Origin of the sequence: Pseudomonas sp. Irchel s3a10 (genome assembly GCF_900187525.1) — a bacterium.
In the GTDB taxonomy this organism is placed as follows: Bacteria; Pseudomonadota; Gammaproteobacteria; order Pseudomonadales; family Pseudomonadaceae; genus Aquipseudomonas; species Aquipseudomonas koreensis_G.
In genome coordinates this window covers 267,581-289,491 of the sequence record NZ_FYDR01000005.1, presented here as the reverse complement: position 1 = coordinate 289,491, position 21,911 = coordinate 267,581, and the positions used below count along the sequence as shown (strand labels likewise).

General features: G+C 61.7%; 20 protein-coding genes and 1 pseudogene. 10 read left to right on the top strand and 11 right to left on the bottom strand.

Translation table 11 applies throughout. The annotated features are described in order from the left end of the window. Nucleotides 1-51: 51 nt before the first annotated feature. On the bottom strand, nt 52-516 hold the full coding sequence (locus CKW11_RS17125) for a glycine zipper 2TM domain-containing protein (protein WP_007969461.1): 465 nt from the start codon (nt 514-516) through the stop codon (nt 52-54). A 167-nt stretch (nt 517-683) separates the two neighbouring features. Between CKW11_RS17125 and CKW11_RS17120 the strand changes: the two are divergent. Beyond that, a pseudogene (locus CKW11_RS17120) lies at nt 684-910 on the top strand (hypothetical protein). 5 nt (nt 911-915) lie between these two features. Here CKW11_RS17120 and pdxH read toward each other — a convergent pair. The 5 genes from pdxH to dinG all read right to left on the bottom strand — a co-directional run bounded on the left by pdxH (nt 916) and on the right by dinG (nt 8,908). Continuing rightward, entirely contained in the window at nt 916-1,563 is a 648-nt protein-coding gene (gene pdxH, locus CKW11_RS17115) for a pyridoxamine 5'-phosphate oxidase (protein WP_095138449.1), read from the bottom strand. Nucleotides 1,564-1,587: 24 nt separating this feature from the next. Next, nucleotides 1,588-2,700 carry an OmpA family protein gene (locus tag CKW11_RS17110; protein WP_095138448.1) on the bottom strand — a complete coding sequence of 371 codons (1,113 nt, stop codon included), beginning with the start codon at nt 2,698-2,700 and terminating at the stop codon, nt 1,588-1,590. Nucleotides 2,701-2,813: 113 nt separating this feature from the next. Further along, entirely contained in the window at nt 2,814-3,959 is a 1,146-nt protein-coding gene (locus CKW11_RS17105; RefSeq protein ID WP_095138447.1) for a serine hydrolase domain-containing protein, read from the bottom strand. A gap of 214 nt (nt 3,960-4,173) precedes the next feature. Continuing rightward, on the bottom strand, nt 4,174-6,669 hold the full coding sequence (locus CKW11_RS17100) for a beta-galactosidase (protein WP_095138446.1): 2,496 nt from the start codon (nt 6,667-6,669) through the stop codon (nt 4,174-4,176). Between the two features lie 94 nt (nt 6,670-6,763). Further along, nucleotides 6,764-8,908: an ATP-dependent DNA helicase DinG gene (gene dinG / locus CKW11_RS17095; protein ID WP_003222341.1), complete on the bottom strand. Its 2,145-nt coding sequence runs from the start codon at nt 8,906-8,908 to the stop codon at nt 6,764-6,766. Between the two features lie 98 nt (nt 8,909-9,006). Between dinG and CKW11_RS17090 the strand changes: the two genes are divergently transcribed. After that, entirely contained in the window at nt 9,007-9,471 is a 465-nt protein-coding gene (locus CKW11_RS17090) for a DUF2269 family protein (RefSeq protein ID WP_095138445.1), read from the top strand. A gap of 81 nt (nt 9,472-9,552) precedes the next feature. Here CKW11_RS17090 and CKW11_RS17085 read toward each other — a convergent pair whose 3' ends face one another. The 4 genes from CKW11_RS17085 to CKW11_RS17070 form a co-directional block, all read right to left on the bottom strand. Further along, nucleotides 9,553-10,311, bottom strand: coding sequence for a hypothetical protein (locus tag CKW11_RS17085; RefSeq protein ID WP_095138444.1), 759 nt, complete (start codon nt 10,309-10,311; stop codon nt 9,553-9,555). Then, on the bottom strand, nt 10,304-10,579 hold the full coding sequence (locus tag CKW11_RS17080; protein WP_095138443.1) for a DUF1145 domain-containing protein: 276 nt from the start codon (nt 10,577-10,579) through the stop codon (nt 10,304-10,306). Before CKW11_RS17080 ends, CKW11_RS17085 begins: the two co-directional genes overlap by 8 nt. A gap of 162 nt (nt 10,580-10,741) precedes the next feature. After that, nucleotides 10,742-11,464, bottom strand: coding sequence for an OmpA family protein (locus CKW11_RS17075; RefSeq protein ID WP_095138442.1), 723 nt, complete (start codon nt 11,462-11,464; stop codon nt 10,742-10,744). A 90-nt stretch (nt 11,465-11,554) separates the two neighbouring features. Further along, entirely contained in the window at nt 11,555-12,250 is a 696-nt protein-coding gene (locus tag CKW11_RS17070; protein ID WP_095138441.1) for an OmpA family protein, read from the bottom strand. A gap of 197 nt (nt 12,251-12,447) precedes the next feature. Here CKW11_RS17070 and CKW11_RS17065 point away from each other — a divergent pair, with 197 nt between their 5' ends. From CKW11_RS17065 to CKW11_RS17050, 4 genes are all read left to right on the top strand, one after another. Continuing rightward, nucleotides 12,448-12,945, top strand: coding sequence for a DUF6231 family protein (locus tag CKW11_RS17065; protein WP_095138440.1), 498 nt, complete (start codon nt 12,448-12,450; stop codon nt 12,943-12,945). 4 nt (nt 12,946-12,949) lie between these two features. After that, nucleotides 12,950-13,426 carry a YchJ family protein gene (locus CKW11_RS17060; RefSeq protein WP_027614356.1) on the top strand — a complete coding sequence of 159 codons (477 nt, stop codon included), beginning with the start codon at nt 12,950-12,952 and terminating at the stop codon, nt 13,424-13,426. Nucleotides 13,427-13,537: 111 nt separating this feature from the next. Beyond that, nucleotides 13,538-14,032, top strand: coding sequence for an LEA type 2 family protein (locus tag CKW11_RS17055; RefSeq protein WP_095138439.1), 495 nt, complete (start codon nt 13,538-13,540; stop codon nt 14,030-14,032). Next, nucleotides 14,029-14,232, top strand: coding sequence for an SEC-C metal-binding domain-containing protein (locus CKW11_RS17050; protein ID WP_003198420.1), 204 nt, complete (start codon nt 14,029-14,031; stop codon nt 14,230-14,232). The genes CKW11_RS17055 and CKW11_RS17050 overlap by 4 nt, the downstream gene beginning before the upstream one ends. A 148-nt stretch (nt 14,233-14,380) precedes the next feature. On the opposite strand, the gene CKW11_RS17045 is transcribed toward CKW11_RS17050, so the two are convergent. Beyond that, nucleotides 14,381-14,938, bottom strand: coding sequence for a cysteine hydrolase family protein (locus CKW11_RS17045; RefSeq protein WP_095138438.1), 558 nt, complete (start codon nt 14,936-14,938; stop codon nt 14,381-14,383). Nucleotides 14,939-15,381: 443 nt separating this feature from the next. Here CKW11_RS17045 and CKW11_RS17040 point away from each other — a divergent pair, with 443 nt between their 5' ends. From CKW11_RS17040 to CKW11_RS17025, 4 genes are all read left to right on the top strand, one after another. After that, a complete protein-coding gene (locus CKW11_RS17040) occupies nt 15,382-17,826 on the top strand; it encodes a penicillin acylase family protein (RefSeq protein ID WP_095138437.1) in 2,445 nt (814 codons plus the stop codon). Between the two features lie 190 nt (nt 17,827-18,016). Next, nucleotides 18,017-19,051 carry a ligase-associated DNA damage response exonuclease gene (locus CKW11_RS17035; RefSeq protein WP_095138436.1) on the top strand — a complete coding sequence of 345 codons (1,035 nt, stop codon included), beginning with the start codon at nt 18,017-18,019 and terminating at the stop codon, nt 19,049-19,051. Further along, nucleotides 19,048-20,736, top strand: a complete 1,689-nt coding sequence (locus tag CKW11_RS17030; protein ID WP_095138435.1) for an ATP-dependent DNA ligase — start codon at nt 19,048-19,050, stop codon at nt 20,734-20,736. Before CKW11_RS17035 ends, CKW11_RS17030 begins: the two co-directional genes overlap by 4 nt. 388 nt (nt 20,737-21,124) lie before the next feature. Further along, nucleotides 21,125-21,907, top strand: a complete 783-nt coding sequence (locus CKW11_RS17025; RefSeq protein WP_042557957.1) for a transporter substrate-binding domain-containing protein — start codon at nt 21,125-21,127, stop codon at nt 21,905-21,907. The last annotated feature ends 4 nt before the right edge of the window (nt 21,908-21,911 follow it).

Sequence of the window (21,911 nt, the reverse complement as noted above, 5' to 3'; positions counted from 1 at the left end):
AAACCCCGACCAGTCACCTGATCGGGGTTTTTCTTTACCGCTCGTTCCCGCTTAGTGCGAAACGCGGCTGGTGCCACCGACGGTGGAGATGCGCACGCGCTCACCGACACGGAACACTTCGTTTTCCTGAACCTGTTGCACGTAGGCGCGCATGCTGCCGTCGTCTTCGCGCACGGTGATTTCCACGCCCTGGGTGCGGGTCAGGCCTTCTTCGGTGGCCGAACCGATCAGGCCGCCGGCCACGGCGCCGATGACCGCCGCGACGATGCTGCCCTTGCCGCCACCGATGGCGCTGCCGCCGACACCGCCGACCACTGCGCCAGCAGCGCCGCCGATTGGGGTTTTGGTGCCTTCGATTTTCACCGGACGCAGGGATTCGATGGTGCCCATGCGAATCGTCTGCACACGACGCGCTTCGTCACGGGAGTAGGAGTCACCGGTCAGGCTCGACTGGCAGCCGGTCAGCAACATCGCCATCGTGGAAAAGGAAGCAACCAGCAGAACAGACTTACGCATAGCATCAACTCCAAAAGAACTTGTGTTCATTAAACCCCGCTGCTTGACGCCTGTCACGACGCAGCCCGGATAAACTTGATTTTATTCAGGCCCGGTACAGGCTCCGGCAGCCCACCCTACAGTAGCGCCAAATCGCCCAACCTGCCGCGCCAAACCCAAGGATTTCCATGGATTACCTGATCATTTTCATCACCACCGCTACCGGTCTGTACTTCCACGGGTGGCTGTACGTGCGGATCAGACGCTGGATGGATCGTGACCTGGCGCTGTCCCTGGCGGGCAAGGATGAAGGCAAACGCGCCTTCATGCTGGAACGACTGGCCGATGCCCGCGCGCAAAAGATCAAGCGCCGAAGTGGCTTGAGACCGCAGCGGCAGGCTATCTCGCTCGGTAGACTGCTCAGGGCGCCAGACGTTCAAGAATCCAGTGGGCGTCCTGCTGACGATAGTTCAGGCGATCATGCAGACGGCTCGGACGGCCCTGCCAGAACTCGACGCGCTCGGGCAGCAGGCGGTAACCACCCCAATGTTCCGGACAGTCGGGCTGGGTATCGCTGAATCGCTGCTCGGTGGCCTTGAGCAGATCTTCCAGCTCGCCACGCCCGTTGATCACCCGGCTCTGCGGTGACGCCCAGGCCCCGAGCCGGCTGCCCAGCGGTCGCACCTGATAATACGCGTCGGACTCTTGCGGCGTGACCTTCACCACCCGCCCTTCGATGCGCACCTGCCGTTCCAGGGTCGGCCAGAAGAAGGTCATGGCGGCAAACGGGTTGGCCGCCAGTTGCTGGCCCTTGGCGCTGTCGTAGTTGGTGAAAAAGGTGAAGCCCTGCGCGTCCAGGCCCTTGAGCAGCAGAATGCGGCAATGCGGCCGCCCGTCCGCATCCACCGTGGCCAGGGTCATGGCGTTGGCTTCCACTGGCGCCTGTTCGGTTTTCACCGCGTCGGCAAACCACTGGTGGAACAGCGCAAACGGCTCGGCCGGGGCTTGCGCCTCGGTGAGCCCGTCCCGGGTGTAATCACGACGCATATCTGCCAGAGCCTGGGTCATGGCGCATTCCTTTTCGTTAGCGGATCACTTCTTGGTGGCATCGGCAGCCGCGACTTTCTTGTCGGTCGCGGCGGCTTTGGCTGGCGCGGTTTTCTTCGCAGGCGCCTTGGCCGGTGCCTTGGTCGCGGCCTTCTTCACCGGAGCCTTGGCGGCAGCTTTCTTGACCGGCGCTTTTTTGGTCGCAGGTACCGCGGCTTTCTTCGCAGCAGGCGCTGGGGTGACCGGTTTGGCCACAGGCTTGACGTCCTGCGCGGCAACCATTGTCACAGGCTTCGGCGCCGGCATGTTGTATTTGCTCAGCAGCGCAACCATGGTGTTCTGTGGAGTCACCAGCATTTCCACGCGACGGTTCAGGGCACGACCTTCAACGCTGTCGTTGGCGGCACGCGGTGCTTCAGAACCCATGCCGCGCAGCATCAGACGATCACGCTGCAAACCGCTGAGACGGAAAATCGCCGCAATGGCTTGTGCACGCTCCTGACTCAATTTGACGTTGGCCGGCGCGGCGCCACTGGAGTCGCTGTGACCGAGTACCAGTACGGCGGTTTTCGGGTCAGCTTCGAGGATTTTTGCCACGCGGGTGAACGGGCCCAGGGTCACTGGCAGCAGCATGGCCGGACGATCCGGGTTGAACGAGCCTTCCACCGGTGCGGTCACGACCAGCACGTTGTCACGGCGTTCGAGTTGCAGGTTGCTGTCCTGAATCGCGGTACGCAGGCGCGGCTCATAATCGTCGAGCCAGGCCTGGGTGACTTTAGGGTCCGGCATTGGCACCACCTTGGCGGTGTCCTGATCCTTGCCACCGAACGGCCACCACCATTTGCCGCCCTTGTCGGCTTCAGCCTTGGCAACCGTCACCGGTTTTTTCGCTTCAGGGGCGACTTCGGCCTTCATGTCGGCCTTGGCTGCTGCATCATCGGATCCGAACGGCCAGTACCAAGGGCTGCTGCTCTCGGTTTTAGCCACTGGTGCGCTGGCGGCTGGTTTCACAGGCGCCGGTGCCGGCTCGTTGGCCGCCACTTTGTCGGAAGACCCGAACGGCCACCAGCTGCCGCCGTCCGCATCATTTTTTGGAGTCTGTGCACAACCGGTGATCGCAACACACAGGGCCAGGGCGAGAGTCGTTTTAGCTGACATTGAAAATCCACAAAATGAAGTAATGAAAAATCAGAGCACTTTCGCCCGGATAAACAGACACTTTGAATCGAAAAACCGGATCTGGTTCCAACCCTGGAACCTCATGTAACGCTTTACAGACAAGTGGCAAGTACCCGCGCCAGTTGCTGTGCGCGCGGATCCATCAAGACGTACGGCCCAAGGGTATTTGTCACAAAACCGAACGCCACATCGTGCTCAGGATCAGCAAAACCCACCGAACCGCCCGCCCCCGGATGACCGAACGCGCGCGGGCCGAGGCCATAGGTGGCGTTCGCCATGTCCGGCTGGTCAAGCATGCAGCCCAGGCCGAAACGGGTGCGGGTCAGCAGGGTCTTGTCGTCGCCGTAGCTGTGTTCGCGAGTCAGCTCTTCGAGCATTTCGCTTTCGAGCAGGCTGCCATCGAGCAAACCGGCATAGAAACCGGCCAGACTGCGCGCATTGCCATGACCATTGGCGGCCGGTTGCTGCATGCGCCGCCATTCCGGTTTGTTGGTACTGGTGAGCACCGACGGCGGATTGGTGAAGGCGCGGGTGGTCATGGCGGTCGGTTCGCGCATGGTCACTTGCAACAGGCGCTGGGCCGCGGCATCGCCGACGTTGCCCTTGCCGCGAGCGATGTGCGCCACGCGGTGGAACTCTTCGTCAGCCAGGCCGACGTGGAAATCCAGCCCCAGCGGCCTGGCGACACGGGCGACGATCGACTCGCCCGGCCCGCGACCGTCAGCGCGACGCAGCAACTCCCCGACCAGCCAGCCATAAGTGATGGCGGCATAGCCGTGGCCGGTGCCCGGCGTCCACCACGGGGCTTCGGCCGCGAGGGCGTCGACCATGGTTTGCCATTCGTAGAGGGCGGCGGGCGCCAGCAACTCGCGCAGGGCCGGCAGACCGGCCTGATGGCAGAGCAGTTGACGCAGGGTGACGGTTTCTTTGCCAGCGGCGGCAAACTCCGGCCAGTAGCGGGCAACCGGTGCATCCAGTTGCAGTTTGCCTTCGGCCACCAGTTGCAACGCAGTGACTGCGGTGAAGGTCTTGGTGCAGGAAAACAGGTTGGCGATGGTGTCGCTATGCCAGGCCTCGGTGCCGTCCTTGTCGGCAGTACCGGACCAGAGGTCGAGGACGGTTTCTCCGCCGACCTTGATGCACAGGGCTGCGCCGCGTTCCTGGGGATCGTCGAAAAGTGCCGCGAACGCCTCGCGCACTGCTTCGAATTGAAGCTCGTAATGTCCCTGAATCTGCACCCGCAACTCCCCCGCGAAAACGCTCTACAAAGTGGCCCGCATTGTTCCAGCCCTTGAGGGATTTGGGAACAGCTGCGGGCCGGACGGTTGAATGCTGTAGTGAGGCGGCTGACGCCTTCGCGAGCAAGCCCGCTCCCACAGAGATTCTTTGGTGTGGCAGAGATCCAGTGTGGGAGCGAGCTTGCTCGCGAAGAACGATGACGCGGTCTGAACCTTAATGACCATTGCCCGAATGCCCACCCGCATGCCCGGCCCCAGGGCCTTTTCCAGCCTCACCCTTGCGCCCGCCCTCCGCTTCATGACCGACAGCGGCCGCGGCCTTTTCAGCCTCTTTGCCCAACTGATCAACTGCCTGCAAATTACTCTTGCGCACCGCCTCGACAAAGCCCTGATACGGCAGATCGGTAATCCCCACCAGACCGAAGTGCCCGTTCTCGCCATCGAGCAGACGCCCGGTCGCCGGTTGGTCCAGATACTGGAACCAGTGCACGCCGACAATCGACGGTTCACTCAATGCCTGTTTGAGGAAACTGGCATACGCCGGGCCACGATCCTCTTCCCGCGCCAGTTGCGTCACGCCTCCCCAGAACGGGCCGCGATCACTGGAGCCGAAGTTGAATTCGGTGATCAGCACCGGCTTGTCGAGAGCGCGCAGGGCGGCGAAGTCATAGCCGTCCTGCGGTTTCAGCGTGTACATATTGAAACTCAACACGTCGCAATACTGTGCGCAGGACGCCACGGCTTCCGGGGTGCTGGTGGCGAAACGGCCACCGAGCAGCAACTGATTCGGTGCGTGCCATTTCAGCGAATCGGAGATGGTCTTGAAGTAGGTGTCGGCAAATACCTTCTGGAAGTATTTGAAGTCATTTTCGATTTCCGGGTGCTCCGGATTCGGCATCGGCGGCACGAAACCCGGGTCTTCCATCAACTCCCACGCCGGCAGATCAATGCCCCAGGCTTTCGACAGGCCCGCCTGGTTGCGGTACTTGTCGCGCAACTGCTTGAGGAATGCGCGTTTGGCCGGCACGTCGGTGGTCATTTTCAACGTGCCATAGGCCAGCGCGTAGCGCGACTGCGGATCGTCGCCGGGGCCGGCCCAGGCCAGTTCATTGTCGGCGTAGTAGCCGATCAGCCACGGATCATCACGATGATCGCGGGCGGCAATGGCCACGGCACGCTCGGTGGCCATGGCGAAACGCGGGTCAAACGGGTCGGGCATGCCGCCCCACCAGTCGCTGCCGGTGCTGATGCTGGTGTAGTCGCCGACAATCGACAGCGGCAGGGTGTACGGCACCCGTTCGGCGTCGGCGAGCGAGTCGGCACTCCAGTTGCCGACGGTGTTGAAACCCCAGGCCTGCAGGCGATCGAGGGTGTGCGTGGCCCACTTCTGCTCGTCGACCGTGGCTTTGCACGGCACAGCGACGGGTTGATCGGCAGCCTTTTCAGCAGTCGTCGCTACGGCGTCTGTTTTCGCCGCTGCGGCGACACCGGCCTTCGCCTCGTTTGACTTTGGCGCAGGCTCGGCAGCTTTTACTGCGGTTTCTTCAACCGCCCCAGCCTTGGCCGCTTCAGCGATTCCGGCCTTGGTATCGCTGTCCGGTTTGCAGGGCTCGCCATAAACCCGTTGCAGGTTGGCGCCATAGAAGTCGTACCAGCGCCCGTTGCCATAGCCGCGGCCCTGATCCGCGCCGTTGCCGCCACGGTTATCGCCTTCGCCAAAATGACTGGCAAGTGGTTCGTCAGGCTTGGGCAGGGATTCGAACATCCACTCACGTCCGGCGACATAGGTCTGATTGACCTGCGGGCTGACGGTGTTGACCCCCAGCGAATAGAACGGATGTCCTTCAGGGGTCACCAGATACCAGCGACCGTCGCGTTTTTCGGTGCGGAAAAAGCCGCTGGCCTTGAACGCCGGGCCTTTGTTCCAGCCACCGAACTTGTCCAGCGAGGACTTTTCGCGCTCGGCCAGCCAGGTTTTCAGCTTTTGCTGTTCCTTGGCGGCGGCAGATTTCAGTTGTTCGTCGTTGCTAATCTTTTCCGGCCATTTGCTGCGGGTCGATTGACCGTAGGCATCCACCAGATTGCCGTAGACAGCCTGGGTTACAGCATCGCCGTCCTGCACGCCGAAACGTTCGAGCAGCAGGCTCTGCGCGGCTTTCGGCTGATCCATCCACAGGCTCACCGACACCACCTGGCTGCGATCCAGTTCACCGCTGCTGCTGGCCAGCAGAATCCGCTGGCCGTCGACAGTCATCGGCATCGGCGGCCCGGCCTTCATGCCCTGGCTCAGCGGCGAGGTTGCCACCAATGGCACCAAGAGGGTTTGCGCCGGGCCGGCCGGCAGGTCGACGCGGCTGGTCAGCGTCTGGCCGTTGTTGCTCTGGATTTGCACGTAGACCGTCACGGCCCAGTTCATTGCGCTCTGCAGACGCAGGCTCATCATGCCCGACTGCGACCAGTCCCAGGCGCCGGTCTGCGGGGTCAGGCGCAGGGTCGGGCGAGCCACCGGGTTGAACGTCACCCGGCGCAGCACTTCACCTTCGGGGGTTTGCTCGGCGTTGGCTTGGGGCAGGTCAGTGTTTTCGGTGAAGACTTTCACCACGTCGGCAGGACGGACGAAGTTGAACAGGGTCTGCTGACCCGCAGGCGCCGCCAGTAACGGGGCAGCAAAAATCAAGGCGAATACGGCAGGCAACGAACGGCGAATCATAAGAACGGAGTTCTCCCTAACGACCAACTAAGGCCAATGGAAAAGCATGGCAGAGAGATAGACAGCGCGGCGGGCAAAACTGCCCACCGTTGTCTCAGGATATTTCACGACGGAATGGCGGCAACGCATTGAGGATCGCCTTGCCGTAGCGCTGGGTGACCAGGCGCCGATCGAGCAAGGTGATGGTGCCGCGGTCTTCTTCGGTACGCAGCAGACGGCCGCAGGCCTGCACCAGTTTCAGCGAGGCGTCGGGCACCGAGATTTCCATGAACGGATTGCCGCCACGGGCCTCGATCCACTCCGACAGCGCCGCCTCGACCGGATCGTCCGGCACCGAGAACGGGATTTTGGCGATAACCACGTGCTCGCAATAGGCACCCGGCAAGTCCACGCCTTCGGCGAAACTGGCGAGGCCGAACAGCACGCTGGAATCGCCACCATCGACCCGCGCCTTGTGCTTGTTCAGGGTTTCCTGTTTCGACAGGTTGCCTTGAATGAACACTTGCTTGCGCCAGTCGCGGTCGAGGCCGTCGAACACGTCCTGCATCTGTTTGCGCGAAGAAAACAGCACCAGCGTGCCCCGTGAGCCTTCGACCAGATCCGGCAACTCGCGGATGATCGCCGCGGTGTGAGCGGCGGCGTCACGCGGGTCGGCCTTCAGGTCCGGGACCCGCAGCACACCGGCGTCGGCGTGATGGAACGGGCTCGGCACCACAGCGGTGACGGCTTTTTTCGGCAGGCCGGCGCGCATGCGGAAACGGTCGAAAGTGCCCAGCGCGGTCAGCGTTGCCGACGTCACCAGACAGCCGTAGGCCACGTTCCACAGGCTGCGACGCAGGGTTTCGGCGGCAAGAATCGGGCTGGCGTTGACCTCGATGTCGAACAGCGAACCGCTTTCGGCCAGCGTCAGCCAGCGGGCCATCGGCGGGCTGTCCTCCGGGTCTTCGGCGGTGAATGCAGTCCACAACTCCCAGTTGCCCGACGCCCGCGACAACAGGCTGCCGAACAGCGGATACCACTCCTCGGCCTGATTACTGGCGATGCCGATGTTGACCTCGCCGTCCATGCCTTCCTTGAGCAGATCGGTCAGGCGGGTGAACAGATCGTTGAGCCGCGAGTAGCCCTTTTTCAGCTCGATGCCCATTTCGCGCATGTGCTCGGGAATCACCCCGCCGACGAAACGATGGCGAGGCCGCTCGCGGCCTTCGACGTCTTCGCCGGGTTTGAAATCGGCAATCTGCTCGCACGCGGTGAACATGAACTGCTGCTGTGTTTTGATCTCGCGCGCCAGCTCGGGCACTTGCTCGATCAGCTTGCCGAGATCCCCCGGCAACGGATGCTGGGCCAACAGTTTGGTGAGGTTCTTCGCGGTGGTTTCCAGCCAGTCGGCGGTGGAACGCAGGCGCGTGTAGTGGGCGAAGTGGCCGATGGCCTTGTCCGGCAGGTGATGGCCTTCGTCGAACACGTAAATGGTGTCGCGCGGATCCGGCAATACCGCACCGCCGCCGAGCGCGAGGTCAGCCAGCACCATGTCGTGGTTGGTGACGATCACGTCGACCTTGCCCATGCCTTCGCGCGCCTTGTAGAAGGCGCACTGGCCGAAGTTCGGGCAATGGCGGTTGGTGCATTGGCTGTGATCGGTGGTCAGGCGCGCCCAGTCGGCGTCTTCCAGCGCGTTGGGCCAACTGTCGCGATCGCCGTCCCACTTATTGCCGGCGAGCTTCTCGATCATGCTGGTGAACAGCTTCTGACTGGCCTCGTCGACCTCGATCTTGAAGCCTTCTTCTTCGAACAGCTGGGCGGTGGCGGTTTGCGCGTGGCCTTCCTGCAGCAGCATGTCGAGTTTGGACAGGCACATGTAGCGACCACGGCCCTTGGCCAGCGCGAAGCTGAAGTTCAGCCCGCTGTTGCGCATCAGGTCAGGCAAATCCTTGTAGACGATCTGCTCTTGCAGGGCCACGGTCGCGGTGGCGATCACCAGGCGCTTGCCGGCCAGCTTCGCCGTCGGGATCGCCGCCAGGCTGTAGGCCACGGTCTTGCCGGTACCGGTGCCGGCTTCCACCGCGACAATCGCGGGGTCGCCACTGCGCCGGCCTTCGTCGTCGGTGTCGATATCCCCGAGGACTTTGGCGATTTCAGCGATCATCAGGCGCTGGCCGTAACGCGGCTTGAGGCTCTTGGCTTCAAGAAAACGCGAATAGGCGCCCTGGATCGTGGTTTTGAGTTCAGTGCTGATCATTGAGTGTCGGGCGCAAAAACGCTGGATAAATTTTCAGTGGTTCGGTTCGGCGGCTATCATACCCCGCGAATCGATCCCGCGCAGAACGGAGTACCCCAATGACACCTTTTAGCCTCGTTTATCCGCTGCATGTCCTGTCAGCCCTGGTCTGGGTCGGCGGCATGTTTTTCGCCTGGATGGTCCTGCGCCCGGCGGCGGTCAAGGCTCTCGACGGCCCCGCTCGCCTGACCTTGTGGGTGGAAGTGTTTCAAGGTTTTTTTCGTTGGGTCTGGGTCGCGGTGATCCTGTTGCCGATCAGCGGCGTGGGCATGTTGCACTTGCAGCAGGTCGGGTTCGAGACCGCGCCGAAGTACGTGCAGGTGATGATCGGGCTGTACGTGGTGATGACGGCGCTGTTTATCCGGATTCAGGGCTTGATGCTGCCGGAATTGCGTAAAGCGGTGGAAGCCAAGGACTGGCCGGCGGGTGCGGCGGTATTGGGGCGGATTCGCCGAGTGGTGGGGATCAACCTGATTGTCGGGTTGGTGCTGGTGGCGATTGCGGCGGCTCGGCCGATGTTCTGACCCGCGGACGGCAAGCACTACAAGCACAATTTGTGGTGAGGGGATTTATCCCCTCACCACAATTGTGAACAGTGCTGTTATTCAGAGGCGCTGTACGGTCACTGCCCCCGCCGCACCCGCAGGCCCCGGCTGACCATCCGCCCCGGCCTTGCCGTTCTTGCCGCCATCGGCGCGATACACCAGGCAGCCCTTGGACTGGCCGCCCTTGCCCGCCTTGCCGCCAACACCTGCCGGGCCTCCTGCGCCGCCAGCGACGTTGACCTTGATCAGCTCGGCCGGGAACTCGCGCGGTACTTCGAGACGCACCAGCGCCCCCGGTGCACCGGGCTGGCCGTCGCTGCCATTGCTGCCATCAAAACCGTGACCGGCCGCACCCCAGGTGCAGCCCGGATCTTCACCGTTGCCGCCATCCAGGCCGACAAAACCCGGCGCGCCGGTACCGCCACGGGCATCCACAAACAGTTTTGGTGCGTTCAAGGCCTTGAACTGCAAATTCAGATTGCGCCCGGCACGGGCGGCTTTTTCATAAGTGCCCGGCGCACCACGTGCGGTAATCAGGCTGCCTTCGGACAGTTCGGCACGAATGACCTTCATGTCCAGCGCTTGTTCGCTCGGAACAATCGCGATGCGTGCTTCATGGCCCAGGCGCAATTCGCCGACGGTCAGCTCGGTCACGTTGGAAGGAATCAGCAAAGTGCCGTAGTCCGCCACGTCCAGCCGTTCCAGCTGCAAGATGCTGGCGGTGTTGGGCAAACGCATCAGGGAATTGGTTTCGACGCTGACCACCTGGGCGCAGGCCAGGGGACTGATGAATGCAGCGAGCAGGCAAAGTTTACGCATGGGAAGAAGCCTCCGGAGCGGCCGGGGCCGGGATGGTTTGCAGGTGAAAAATGCCAAACAGCAGGATGCGCAGACGGTCACGCCACGGGTTGGTACGCCCCTTGAGGCGCGAGAACAGCAACTCCAGCACGTGCAGCGCGAGCAACAAGCCGCCGGCCAGATTGACCAGCAAATGCAGCGGATGCACAAACGGCACCAGCAGATTGACCACCACCACGCACCAGAACAGCAGGGTCAGCAAACGCCCCAGCCCCCAGAAAAACTTCATACGCTCCCCCGTCTCGGAATTATTCTTTGGGCGCACAGTAACGGCTTACGCGGGGGATAAGCCAGAGGCGCAAAAGAAAAAACTTTTGTCAGTCGTCGGATCGCTGCCGGATCGCCGAAAATCGGCGACCGGCAGCTCTAGTCTGCGGACTACAGACGCGTCCTAGCGATTGATATGCAACTCCACCCGACGGTTTTGCGCCCGTCCCTCTTCGGTCGCATTGTCAGCCACCGGCTCGCTCTCGCCGCGCCCTTCACTGGTCAGTTTGTTCGGTGCCAGGCCCTGACTCAGCAGATACGCCGCGACACTGCTGGCACGCCGCTCCGACAGCGCCTGGTTATAGGCATCCGAACCTTTGCTGTCGGTATGGCCGATGACCTTGATGCTGACCACGTCGGCGTTGCGCAACTTGTCCATCAGCGTATCGAGCTGCGCTTTGGCGGCCGGGGTCAGGTCCGATTTGTCGAAATCGAACAACACGTTGCCGGCATCGCTGAGGGTGATGACTTCCGATTGCGGCGCAGGCTCGGGGGCTTTCGCAGTGACCGGATATTGCGGCAGCGGACAGCCGCGGTGATCGACCGGAGTATTTTCCGGGGTGTCCGGGCAACGGTCGCGGCGGTCGAATACGCCATCGCCGTCTTCATCGCCATCCTGGGCATAACAGATCAGCCCGCCAGTCAGAATCCCCAGCGCCGCACCGCCGCCGGCCCAGCCGCCACTTTCAATGGCGCCAAGACCGCCACCGACCAGCCCGCCGATCAGGCTGCAGATCGGCCACGTACGTTGATTGAGGGGGGCATCGCCATCGCTATGAGTGGCGCAACCGGTGAGCAGGCTGCCCAGCAGCAGCACCGGCAAGACGGACCTTGAGAAAACAGTCATTGTGAAAGCTCCTGTGTCACCGGCCCATACCGGTTACACAGGAGTAAAGACCCGCATCCGCGACTGCACAAGCCGCGGATGCGAGAGGGGCTAGCGGACGATTTTGATTTCGGTACGACGGTTCTGTGCGCGACCGTCTGCGGTTTTGTTATCCGCCACTGGCTGGCTTTCACCCATGCCCGAGACCGAGACGAAGCTGGCACGTGGTACACCTTGCTGGATCAGGTAATCCACCACCGAGTGCGCACGACGATCCGACAGTTTTTTGTTGTAGGCATCGCTGCCGACGCTGTCGGTGTGGCCGGTCACAGTCAGTTGCGCCGTGGAGGACTCTTGTTTCAGGCGCGTGGCAACTTTATCCAGCACCTGTTTGTCGGAGCCGGTCAGGGTGGCTTTGTCGAACTGGAAGTGCACATCACGGATAACAATGGTTTCTTCCTTGACCACTACAGCTTCTTCGACCACGGGTGCAGGCGCTGGTGGAGGGCAACCGTCAGCATCAACCTGTACGCCTTTAGGCGTGCCCGGGCACTTGTCGCGACTGTCCGGCACACCATCGCCGTCTTCGTCACCATCACCGTGCACCCAGCAATAGGCCGCTGCCGTACCGCCGACCAAAAGGGCGCCGTAGCCGGCCCACGCCGAACTTTCCGTCGCACCGAGACCGGCACCGACTACACCACCGACCGCCGCACAGGTCGGCCAGTCGGTTTTCTGCAAACCTGCGCAACCAGTCAACACACTGGTTAGCAGAATCAAAGGTAATGCTGTCCGAACTATGCTCATCTGGTTTTCTCCTGAGGGATCGGCTTAGAACCGATTCACGGAGTAAAGACCGGAGTTTTAATCTCCGCCAGCAATAGGCCACTGGCATTTGGGAGCGTGTTCACAGGGATTTGGCACTTTTGCCAGGCGCGACAAATCGGGGTCTAGGCCGGATCCGTCTGGCGCGCTAGTCTTGGCGATCTGATTGAGGAGCTTCGATGAACGTCGCCATTTCTTCGCGCACGCCGCAACAGGCGCTGGCTGCTTTACTGGATCGCTATGCCCCGGCGCGTCTGCTGCTGATCGGCGCCAGCGAATTTCCGGCGCTCGCCGCTTTCAAGCAGGCACATCCGGACACCTGCGTGGCCCACGCCGCACCTGGCGCGCTGCCCGCCGAACTCGCGGCGCGGCGCTTCGACCTGGCGCTGGTGGTCGATTGCCTGGAGCATTTGCCCAAGCGCGACGGCCTGAATCTGCTGGGCGGAATCCGCAATCTCAACGCCAGTCGCATCGCGGTGCTGGCGGATCTGCCGGCCAGCGGCTGGCAGGAAACCGATTTCTATTCGCTGGCGCTGCAGGCCAGCGAACGCTTTCAGCGTGACGAGCAGGTACTGACCCTGTTCACCTATGATCTGCTTGACTACAAACAAGTCCCCGACTGGCTCAACTCGCGGTTCTGGGCCAATCCGGAAAACTTCGGCAAATACTGGTGGTAATGCAATGAGTACAGCCATTTGCCCGTGCGGCAGCGGCAATCTGCTGGAGGCCTGCTGCGGTCACTATCACGAAGGTCACCCGGCGCCTTGCGCCGAAGCGCTGATGCGTTCGCGCTACAGCGCCTACGTGCTGGGGCTGATCGATTATCTGGTGGCCACCACCCTGCCCGCCCAGCAAGCCGGTCTGGATCGCCAGTCGATCAGCGCCTGGAGCGCGCAAAGCACCTGGCTCGGTCTTGAAGTCGAAAGCTCGGAAGTGTTCGGCGGCCAGCCCGAGCACGCTTTCGTCACCTTCACTGCACGCTGGCACGACAGCCAGGGCGAACACAGCCACCGCGAGCGCTCCTCGTTCGTGCAAAACGCCGGGCGCTGGTACTTCATCGACCCGACCGTGCAGTTGAAGCTGGGGCGCAATGACGCGTGCCCGTGTGCCAGCGGGCAGAAGTTCAAGAAGTGCTGTGCGGGGTATTTCGGCGCATAAGAGCCAAAGATTGCAGCCTGCGGCAGCTCCTACAGGGACGCGACTCACTGTAGGAGCTGCCGCAGGCTGCGATCTTTTAGCGTCTAGACTGCCAGCAAAGGGAGTCAACTCATGCTCGGACTATGGCGCACACTCAAAATTCTTCCCCTGCTGCTGATCCTGAACCTCGGCGGTTGCGCCTCATGGTTCAGCGACGACAGCGTCGACCCCGCCGTGCACCTGGTAAAAGTCGAGGTAGTGCGGGCCAAGTTGCTTGAACAGAAATTCATCCTGCACTTTCGCATCGACAACCCCAACGACAGCGACCTGACCGTGCGCGGTCTGGAATACCGGATTCATCTGGCGGACCTGTTGCTGGCCGAAGGCGAGCATGAGCACTGGTTCACCGTCGGGCCAAAACGCAGTGCATATTTCAAAGTGCCGATCCGCACCAACCTGTGGCCTCGGGTAAAAGACGTGGTGAAAATGCTGAAAAACCCCAAACAGCAGATTCCCTATCGGTTGCAGGGCGAAATGGAAACCGGTTTATTCATCGCCCACTACGTGCACCTGGAGCGCAATGGCGTGATAATCCCCGCCGATTTAATTCCGGAGTACAACCGATGACTCAGCAACCTCATGTCCATGGCCCTGACTGCAACCACGATCATGACCATCATCATGATCACGACCATGGCCATGTCCACGGCCCGAACTGCGGCCATGCCCACCAGGAACCGGTGCGCAACGCCCTGAAAGACGTTGGCCGCAACGACCCTTGCCCATGCGGCAACGGCAAGAAATTCAAGAAGTGCCACGGCGCTTGATGCTTCAGGTGAAGATATTCTTCGCCTGACACATTGCCTTCGCGAGCAAGCCCGCTCCCACAGTTGACCGCGTTCCTCCAGCTGGAACGCAATCCACTGTGGGAGCGGGCTTGCTCGCGAAAGGGCCGGTACATTCACCCCGAAATGTTCAGACAGCCGCCAGAATCTGCGCAGCGCTGATCACCGTCGCATATTCCCCGTGCAGATTCCCCAGGGACATCCCGTGCACTTCTTCGGCTGAACGCGGTGTGCCGAAATAATCGGCCTTGTCGAAGGTGAAACACGCGTCCTCCGCCACCCACGTCTCGAACCCCAGATTGCCCGCCGTGCGCGCTGTGGATTCCACCGAGTTGTGGGTCGCTACACCAACAATGATCAATTGCCCGATCCCTGCCTCACGCAACTGTGCCTCAAGCTCCGTGGCACAAAACGCATCCGGCACCTGTTTCTGGATCAGCCATTCGCCGTCCTGCGGCATGAATCTCTGCTGAAATTCCACCCCTGACTGCCCGGGCCAGAACACCGAATCCGGTTCACGCGACAGGTGCTGCACATGAATCACCGGACGATTACTACGGCGCCAAAGCCCCAGCAGATCGAGCATCCGCTCTTCAGCCTGCGGATTATTCCGCCGCCCCAGGCGCGGCTGCAGAATGCCTTGTTGCTGGTCGATGATGATCAGTGCGGCGCTGGCCTTGAGCTCCATGGCTTTTTTCTCATGCAGGGTCAGTGAATTTCCCGCACTTCAGCATCACCGCCACGGGGTGAGCAAGCTCTGATTCAACCCGATCAAGGATCGCCCGGCGACGGTGAACGCGTATGTCTTGGTGCAGAAGATCAACCCGCCGAAATCCTGATATCTGGAAGGATCGTTGTTGTGGCGAGGGAGCTTGCTCCCGCTGGAGTGCGAAGCGCTCCCAAACTGGTCGCCGCGATCTATCAGAAAAATGCGCAGTCTGGATAACGACTGCTGCGCAGCCGAGCGGGAGCAAGCTCCCTCGCCACAAAAACACTGTTATCTCTGCAGATTTGCTGTTGGTCAGACAAATACAGAAATAACCGCTCGCCCCGCTTGCGCGGCCATCTCCCGCTCACTAACGTAGCGGCTTTATTGCGCCCCCAGCCTCTACACCCCGCAGGAGCTTTGCCATGGCCTCGCCAGCCCTCACACATTTTCTTCCCCGGTTCGGCGTTGCCGCAGCAGTGACCGGTGTCTTGAGCCTGTCCGGTTGCCAGACCTGGAACGCGCAGGACACCCTCCCGCCCACCTCCGGCGTGCAACCGCTCAAGGGCCTGGCGCAGAACGTGTCGGTACGCCGCAATGCGATGGGCATGCCGTTGATCGAAAGCAACAGCTTCCACGACGCGCTGTTCGCCCTCGGTTACGTGCATGCCAGCGACCGCATCAACCAGATGGTCACCCTGCGCCTGCTGGCCCAGGGTCGTCTGGCGGAAATGTCCGGTGCCTCGATGCTCGACGCCGACCGCTACATGCGCGCGGTCAACCTGAAGAAAAGCGCCGACGAGCTGTACAAGGCCTCGTCGCCACGCCTCAAGCGGTTCTTCGAAGTCTATGCGCGGGGCGTCAACGCCTACCTGTTCCGCTACGCCGACAAACTCCCGGGCGACCTCGCCGCCAGCGGCTACAAGCCGGAATACTGGAAACCGGAAGATTCGGCGCTGATGTTCGCGCTGTTGAACTTCAGCCAGTCGGCCAACCTGCCGGAAGAGATTGCCTCGCTGGTGCTGGCGCAAACCGTGACCAGCGACAAACTCGCCTGGCTGACCCCGTCCGCACCGGATGAAAATCTGCCATTGGCCGAGGCCGACAAGCTGCAAGGCCTCAAGCTCAACGGGCAGATCCCCGGCCTGAGCGAACTGAGCAACGCCAGTCAGCAATTGGCGGGGAATCTGCTCGGCACTCACACTTCGAACAACTGGGCCATCGCCCCGCAACGCAGCCGCAGCGGCAAGAGCATTCTTGCCAGCGACAGCCATGGGCCATTGGCCGCGCCGTCGCTGTGGACCTTCGTGCAGATTCGCGCGCCGAAATATCAGGCTGCGGGTGTCACCGTGGCGGGTCTGCCGATGGTGCTCGGTGGTTTCAACGGCAAAGTCGCGTGGAGCGCCACCAGCGTGCTCGGCGACAACCAGGACCTGTTCCTGGAAAAAATCCGCCGTCAGGGCACCAGCCTGACCTATGAGGTTAACGGCAAATGGCAGCCGCTGGGCGTGCGCAACGAAACCTATTTCGTCAAAGGCCAGCGACCGATTCGCGAAGCGGTATACGAAACCCGCCACGGTGCGCTGCTCAACAGTGCCCAGGCGGCGCAGGGCAACGGTTTTGGCCTGGCCCTGCAAACCCCGAGCTTCACCGATGACAAATCGCTGGACGCGTTTTTTGACCTGACCCGCGCGCAGAACGTTGAACGCGCGTCAGACGCCAGCCGCGAGATCCGCGCCATCGCCCTGAACATGGTATTCGCCGACGCCAGCAACATCGGCTGGCAGGTCACCGGACGTTTCCCCAACCGGCGCGAAGGCGAAGGCCTGCTGCCATCGCCGGGCTGGGAAGGTCGCTACGACTGGGACGGTTATGCCGACCCGATGCTGCACCCGTACGATCAGGATCCAGCCCAGGGCTGGCTCGGCACTGCCAACCAGCGGGTCATTCCTCACGGCTACGGCATGCAGTTGTCCAACTCTTGGGCAGCGCCAGAACGCGGCGAGCGCTTGGCGGAACTGGCCGGCAGCGGCAAACAGGACGGTCGCAGCGTGATCGCCATGCAGTACGACCAGACCACGACGTTTGCCGCCAAGCTGAAGAAAATGTTTGAAGCGCCGGGCATGAAGCAGCCGCTGAAACAGGCAATCGACGCCCTGCCGGAAGCCGATCGCAGCAAGGCGCGCGAGGCCTTCACCCGATTGATGGCGTTTGACGGCAAGCTCAGCCCGACCTCGGCGGATGCGGCGATTTATGAGCTGTTCCTGCAAGAAAGCATGAAGCAGATGTTCCTCGACGAACTCGGCCCAGAGTCGAGCGCGGCGTGGAAAGCCTTTGTTGCCAATGGCGACTTGTCCTACGCGGCACAGGCTGATCACCTGCTCGGGCGCGAAGACAGCCCGTTCTGGGATGACCTGCGTACCCCGCAGAAAGAAGACAAAGCGCAGATTCTGGCGCGCAGTCTGGCCGCCGCGATCAGCGCTGGCGACAGTCAGTTGGGCGGCGATCGCAAGGCCTGGCAGTGGGGCAAACTGCACAGCTACACGTGGAAAAACGCCAACGGCCAGACCGTTCGCGGCCCGCTGGCTGCCGGCGGCGATCACACCACGCTCAATACCGCAGCGTTTGCCTGGGGTCAGGACTTCAACACCACGCGGGCGCCGTCGATGCGTTTCATCGTCGATTTCAGCCAGAGCGAGCCACTGATGGGCCAGAACGGCACCGGCCAGTCCGGCAACCCGGCCAGCCCGAATTACCTCAACGGCATCGATGCGTGGCTCAAGGGTCAGTACATCGGTCTGCCAATGCAACCGCAGAACTTTGACCGGGTTTACGGCAAGACGCGTTTGACCCTCACACCGGGAAAATAAACGCAATCTCCCTGTGGGAGCGGGCTTGCTCGCGAAGGCGTTGTGTCAGTCCACACATCTCGTGCTGACGCACCGCCTTCGCGAGCAAGCCCGCTCCCACATTGGTTTTGTAGCGACTCGAAAATAATCGATAGAACTTCCAGACTCGCGCCAACCTCATAGCTAACAAGCCCTCCATTCTGGTAACGACATGGACCTTGTTATCGCCCGCCCCGAAGGTTTGTACTGCCCTGCCGGGGACTTCTATATTGACCCCTGGCGCCCGGTCGAGCGCTCGGTGATCACCCATGCCCACGGCGATCACGCGCGTACCGGCAATCAGCATTATCTGGCCAGCAGCGCCAGCGAAGGGATTTTGCGTGCGCGTCTGGGTCAGGACATCAACCTGCAAACCCTCGCCTACGGCCAGCGGCTGACCCACCACGGTGTGACCTTGAGTTTCCATCCCGCCGGGCATGTGCTGGGTTCGGCCCAGGTGCGTCTGGAATACGGCGGTGAAGTCTGGGTCGCGTCGGGCGACTACAAGATCGAACCCGACGGCACCTGCGCGCCGTTCGAACCGGTGCGCTGCCACACCTTCATCACCGAATCGACCTTCGGCCTGCCGATCTACCGCTGGCAGCCGCAGGCGCAGGTGTTCAGTGAGGTCAACCAGTGGTGGCAGGCGAACATCGCTGCGGGCAAGGCCAGCGTGTTGTTCTGTTACTCGTTCGGCAAGGCTCAGCGGATTCTGCATGGCATCGACGCCAGCCTCGGCCCGATCCTCAGTCACGGTGCGGTCGAGCCGCTGAACCGGGTCTACCGCGAGGCCGGGATATACCTGCCACCGACGATCTACGCCGGCGATGTGAAAAAGTCCGACCCGCTCATGCGCCAGGCGCTGGTAATCGCCCCGCCCTCGGCGGGCGGCAGCACCTGGATGCGCCGGTTCGGTGATTACAGCGACGCCTTCGCCAGCGGCTGGATGCGCCTGCGCGGCACCCGCCGGCGGCGCGGCGTGGATCGCGGTTTCGTGCTGTCGGATCACGCCGACTGGCCCGGCCTGCTTTGGGCCATCGAACAGACTGGCGCCGAACGGGTGATGGTCACCCACGGTTCAATCGGTGTGCTGGTTCGGCATCTGCGTGAACAAGGCCTGGATGCGCAGGGTTTCAACACCGAATACGGCGACGACGAAGAGGAAAACATTGGCGCCGAGCCGGTTATCGCCGAGGTGCAAGCATGAAAGCCTTCGCCGAGCTGTACGCCGAACTCGACGCCACCACATCGAGCAACGCCAAACTGGCGGCGATGCAAACCTACTTCGCCCAGGCTGCACCGCAAGACGCGGCATGGGCGGTGTACTTTTTGTCCGGTGGACGCCCACGGCAATTGGTACCGGTGCGCATCCTGCGCGAACTGGCGGTGGACGTCTCGGGGCTGCAACCATGGCTGTTCGAGGAAAGTTATCAGTCCGTCGGCGACCTGGCGGAAACCATTTCGTTGGTGCTGCCGGAAAACCTGCGCAGCTCTGAAGCCGGTCTTGCCGAATGGATCGAAGACAAGCTGCTGCCACTGCGCGGCGAAACCCCGGAATACCTCGCCCGCCAATTGCCCGCACTGTGGGCGCAACTGGATCGGCCGAGCCTGATGCTGTGCATCAAGTTGATCACCGGCAGCTTCCGCGTCGGCGTGTCGAAACTGCTGGTCACCCGCGCTCTGGCGTCGATGGCCGGCCTCGACAGCAAACGCGTGGCGCAGCGCCTGGTGGGGTACACCGACCTGTCGAACCGGCCGAACGCTGCCAGCTACCTGAAACTGATCGCGCCGGAATCCGCCGACGAACACGCGCAACGTGGCGGCCAGCCCTACCCGTTCTTCCTCGCCCATGGCTTGTCACAACCGGTGGAGGAATTTGAAGCGCTGCTGGGGCCGGCGAGCAACTGGCAGGTGGAATGGAAATGGGATGGCATCCGTGCGCAGGTGGTCAAGCGCGAGGGTCGGCTGTGGGTCTGGTCGCGGGGTGAAGAACTGGTGACCGAGCGTTTCCCCGAGTTCGATACATTGATCCACGCGTTACCCGACGGCACGGTGATCGACGGCGAAATTGTAGTCTGGAAAAGTACCCATCCGACCACCGAAGACGCCTTCGATCCGCAATCGACCGCCCCACCGGCGGTGCAACCTTTCGCCCTGCTGCAGCAACGCATCGGCCGCAAAACTCTCGACAAGAAAATCCTCGAAGAAGTGCCGGTGGTGGTGCTTGCCTACGATTTGCTGGAGTGGCAGGGCGAAGACTGGCGCAACCGTCCGCAGGCAGAACGGCGTGCGCAACTGGAGCAAGTCATCGCTCAGGGTAACAACCCGGTGTTACTGGCCTCGCCGATTCTGACCGGCAGCGACTGGTTCGATCTGGCCCGGCAGCGTGAGGCCTCACGGCGCCTGGGGGTCGAAGGCATGATGCTCAAGGCCCGCGATGCGCTGTATGGCGTCGGCCGGACCAAGGACATGGGCGTGTGGTGGAAGTGGAAGGTCGATCCGTTCAGCGTCGACGCGGTGTTGATCTACGCCCAACGTGGGCATGGCCGGCGCGCCAGTCTGTACAGCGATTACACCTTTGCGGTGTGGGATGGCCCGCCTGAGTCCAGCCAACGGGCGCTGGTGCCGTTCGCCAAGGCCTATTCGGGGCTGACTGACGAGGAGATGCGCCAGGTCGACAGCATCGTGCGCAAGACCACCGTGGAAAAATTCGGCCCGGTCAGCAGTGTCAAACCGAGCCTGGTGTTCGAGCTGGGTTTCGAAGGCATCGCCCTGTCGCGCCGGCACAAGAGCGGCATTGCCGTGCGCTTTCCGCGAATGTTGCGCTGGCGCCAGGATAAAACGGTGGATGAGGCGGACAGTCTGGCGACGTTGCAGGACTTGCTGGCCTGACCCGGTTTACCGGGTCATTCATCACTTTTTGACCCAACGAAGCTCCTGTGGCGAGGGAGCTTGCTCCCGCTCGACTGCGCAGCAGTCGCACAATGACGGTCTGTCCGAAAAACGCAGGGGAGTGCTTCGCCCTCCAGCGGGAGCAAGCTCCCTCGCCACAATGGCTCGTCCCACCACTTAAAAACGCGTGCATCGACCCAACATGGTGCAGCCTTCCACAGCCGCCCATTCCCGTGCACCAATCCCTCTCGCCGCCCCCTCCCGCCACCTTTTAAAACACTTGTTCGGGACTCTGGTTCGGAAATTGCTACTTTCTATAGGTCGTACGCGTTCCAGTAACAATAATTCTGCGCCACAAGCGCTCATATTGGTTCTTAGGGATTGAATAATGAAAAAAGCATTGCTGACCCTTTCTGCACTGGCGTTGTGCATGGCCGCCGGCTCCGCGCTGGCCAAGGAATACAAAGAGCTGCGTTTTGGCGTTGATCCTTCCTACGCACCGTTCGAGTCGAAAGCGGCCGACGGCAGCCTGGTGGGCTTCGACATCGACCTGGGCAACGCGATCTGCGCCGAGCTGAAGGTCAAGTGCAAATGGGTCGAAAGCGATTTCGACGGCATGATTCCGGGCCTCAAGGCCAATAAATTCGACGGTGTGATCTCGTCGATGACCGTGACCCCGGCCCGCGAGAAAGTCATCGACTTCTCCAGCGAACTGTTCTCCGGCCCGACCGCTTATGTGTTCAAAAAGGGTTCCGGCCTGAGCGAAGACGTCGCGTCCCTCAAGGGCAAAACCGTGGGCTACGAGCAAGGCACCATTCAGGAAGCCTACGCCAAAGCCGTGCTGGACAAGGCTGGCGTGAAGACTCAGGCCTATCAGAATCAGGACCAGGTTTACTCCGACCTGACTTCCGGTCGTCTCGATGCCGCCATTCAGGACATGCTGCAAGCCGAACTGGGCTTCCTGAAGTCGCCAAAAGGCGAAGGCTACGAAGTCAGCAAGCCAGTCGACAGCGAATTGCTGCCGGCCAAAACCGCTGTCGGTATCAAGAAAGGTAACACTGAGCTGAAAGCGCTTTTAGATAAAGGTATCAAAGCGTTACACGACGACGGCAAATACGCCGAGATTCAAAAGAAACACTTTGGCGATCTGAATCTGTACAGCGGCAAATAATGCC

Excerpts from the sequence above, each read along its gene's own strand:
- CKW11_RS17125 (WP_007969461.1), bottom strand. The coding sequence starts at position 516 with ATGCGTAAGTCTGTTCTGCTGGTTGCTTCCTTTTCCACGATGGCGATG.
- pdxH (WP_095138449.1), bottom strand. The coding sequence starts at position 1,563 with ATGACCCAGGCTCTGGCAGATATGCGTCGTGATTACACCCGGGACGGG.
- CKW11_RS17110 (WP_095138448.1), bottom strand. The coding sequence starts at position 2,700 with ATGTCAGCTAAAACGACTCTCGCCCTGGCCCTGTGTGTTGCGATCACC.
- CKW11_RS17100 (WP_095138446.1), bottom strand. The coding sequence starts at position 6,669 with ATGATTCGCCGTTCGTTGCCTGCCGTATTCGCCTTGATTTTTGCTGCC.
- dinG (WP_003222341.1), bottom strand. The coding sequence starts at position 8,908 with ATGATCAGCACTGAACTCAAAACCACGATCCAGGGCGCCTATTCGCGT.
- CKW11_RS17090 (WP_095138445.1), top strand. The coding sequence starts at position 9,007 with ATGACACCTTTTAGCCTCGTTTATCCGCTGCATGTCCTGTCAGCCCTG.
- CKW11_RS17085 (WP_095138444.1), bottom strand. The coding sequence starts at position 10,311 with ATGCGTAAACTTTGCCTGCTCGCTGCATTCATCAGTCCCCTGGCCTGC.
- CKW11_RS17080 (WP_095138443.1), bottom strand. The coding sequence starts at position 10,579 with ATGAAGTTTTTCTGGGGGCTGGGGCGTTTGCTGACCCTGCTGTTCTGG.
- CKW11_RS17075 (WP_095138442.1), bottom strand. The coding sequence starts at position 11,464 with ATGACTGTTTTCTCAAGGTCCGTCTTGCCGGTGCTGCTGCTGGGCAGC.
- CKW11_RS17070 (WP_095138441.1), bottom strand. The coding sequence starts at position 12,250 with ATGAGCATAGTTCGGACAGCATTACCTTTGATTCTGCTAACCAGTGTG.
- CKW11_RS17065 (WP_095138440.1), top strand. The coding sequence starts at position 12,448 with ATGAACGTCGCCATTTCTTCGCGCACGCCGCAACAGGCGCTGGCTGCT.
- CKW11_RS17060 (WP_027614356.1), top strand. The coding sequence starts at position 12,950 with ATGAGTACAGCCATTTGCCCGTGCGGCAGCGGCAATCTGCTGGAGGCC.
- CKW11_RS17055 (WP_095138439.1), top strand. The coding sequence starts at position 13,538 with ATGCTCGGACTATGGCGCACACTCAAAATTCTTCCCCTGCTGCTGATC.
- CKW11_RS17050 (WP_003198420.1), top strand. The coding sequence starts at position 14,029 with ATGACTCAGCAACCTCATGTCCATGGCCCTGACTGCAACCACGATCAT.
- CKW11_RS17045 (WP_095138438.1), bottom strand. The coding sequence starts at position 14,938 with ATGGAGCTCAAGGCCAGCGCCGCACTGATCATCATCGACCAGCAACAA.
- CKW11_RS17040 (WP_095138437.1), top strand. The coding sequence starts at position 15,382 with ATGGCCTCGCCAGCCCTCACACATTTTCTTCCCCGGTTCGGCGTTGCC.
- CKW11_RS17035 (WP_095138436.1), top strand. The coding sequence starts at position 18,017 with ATGGACCTTGTTATCGCCCGCCCCGAAGGTTTGTACTGCCCTGCCGGG.
- CKW11_RS17030 (WP_095138435.1), top strand. The coding sequence starts at position 19,048 with ATGAAAGCCTTCGCCGAGCTGTACGCCGAACTCGACGCCACCACATCG.
- CKW11_RS17025 (WP_042557957.1), top strand. The coding sequence starts at position 21,125 with ATGAAAAAAGCATTGCTGACCCTTTCTGCACTGGCGTTGTGCATGGCC.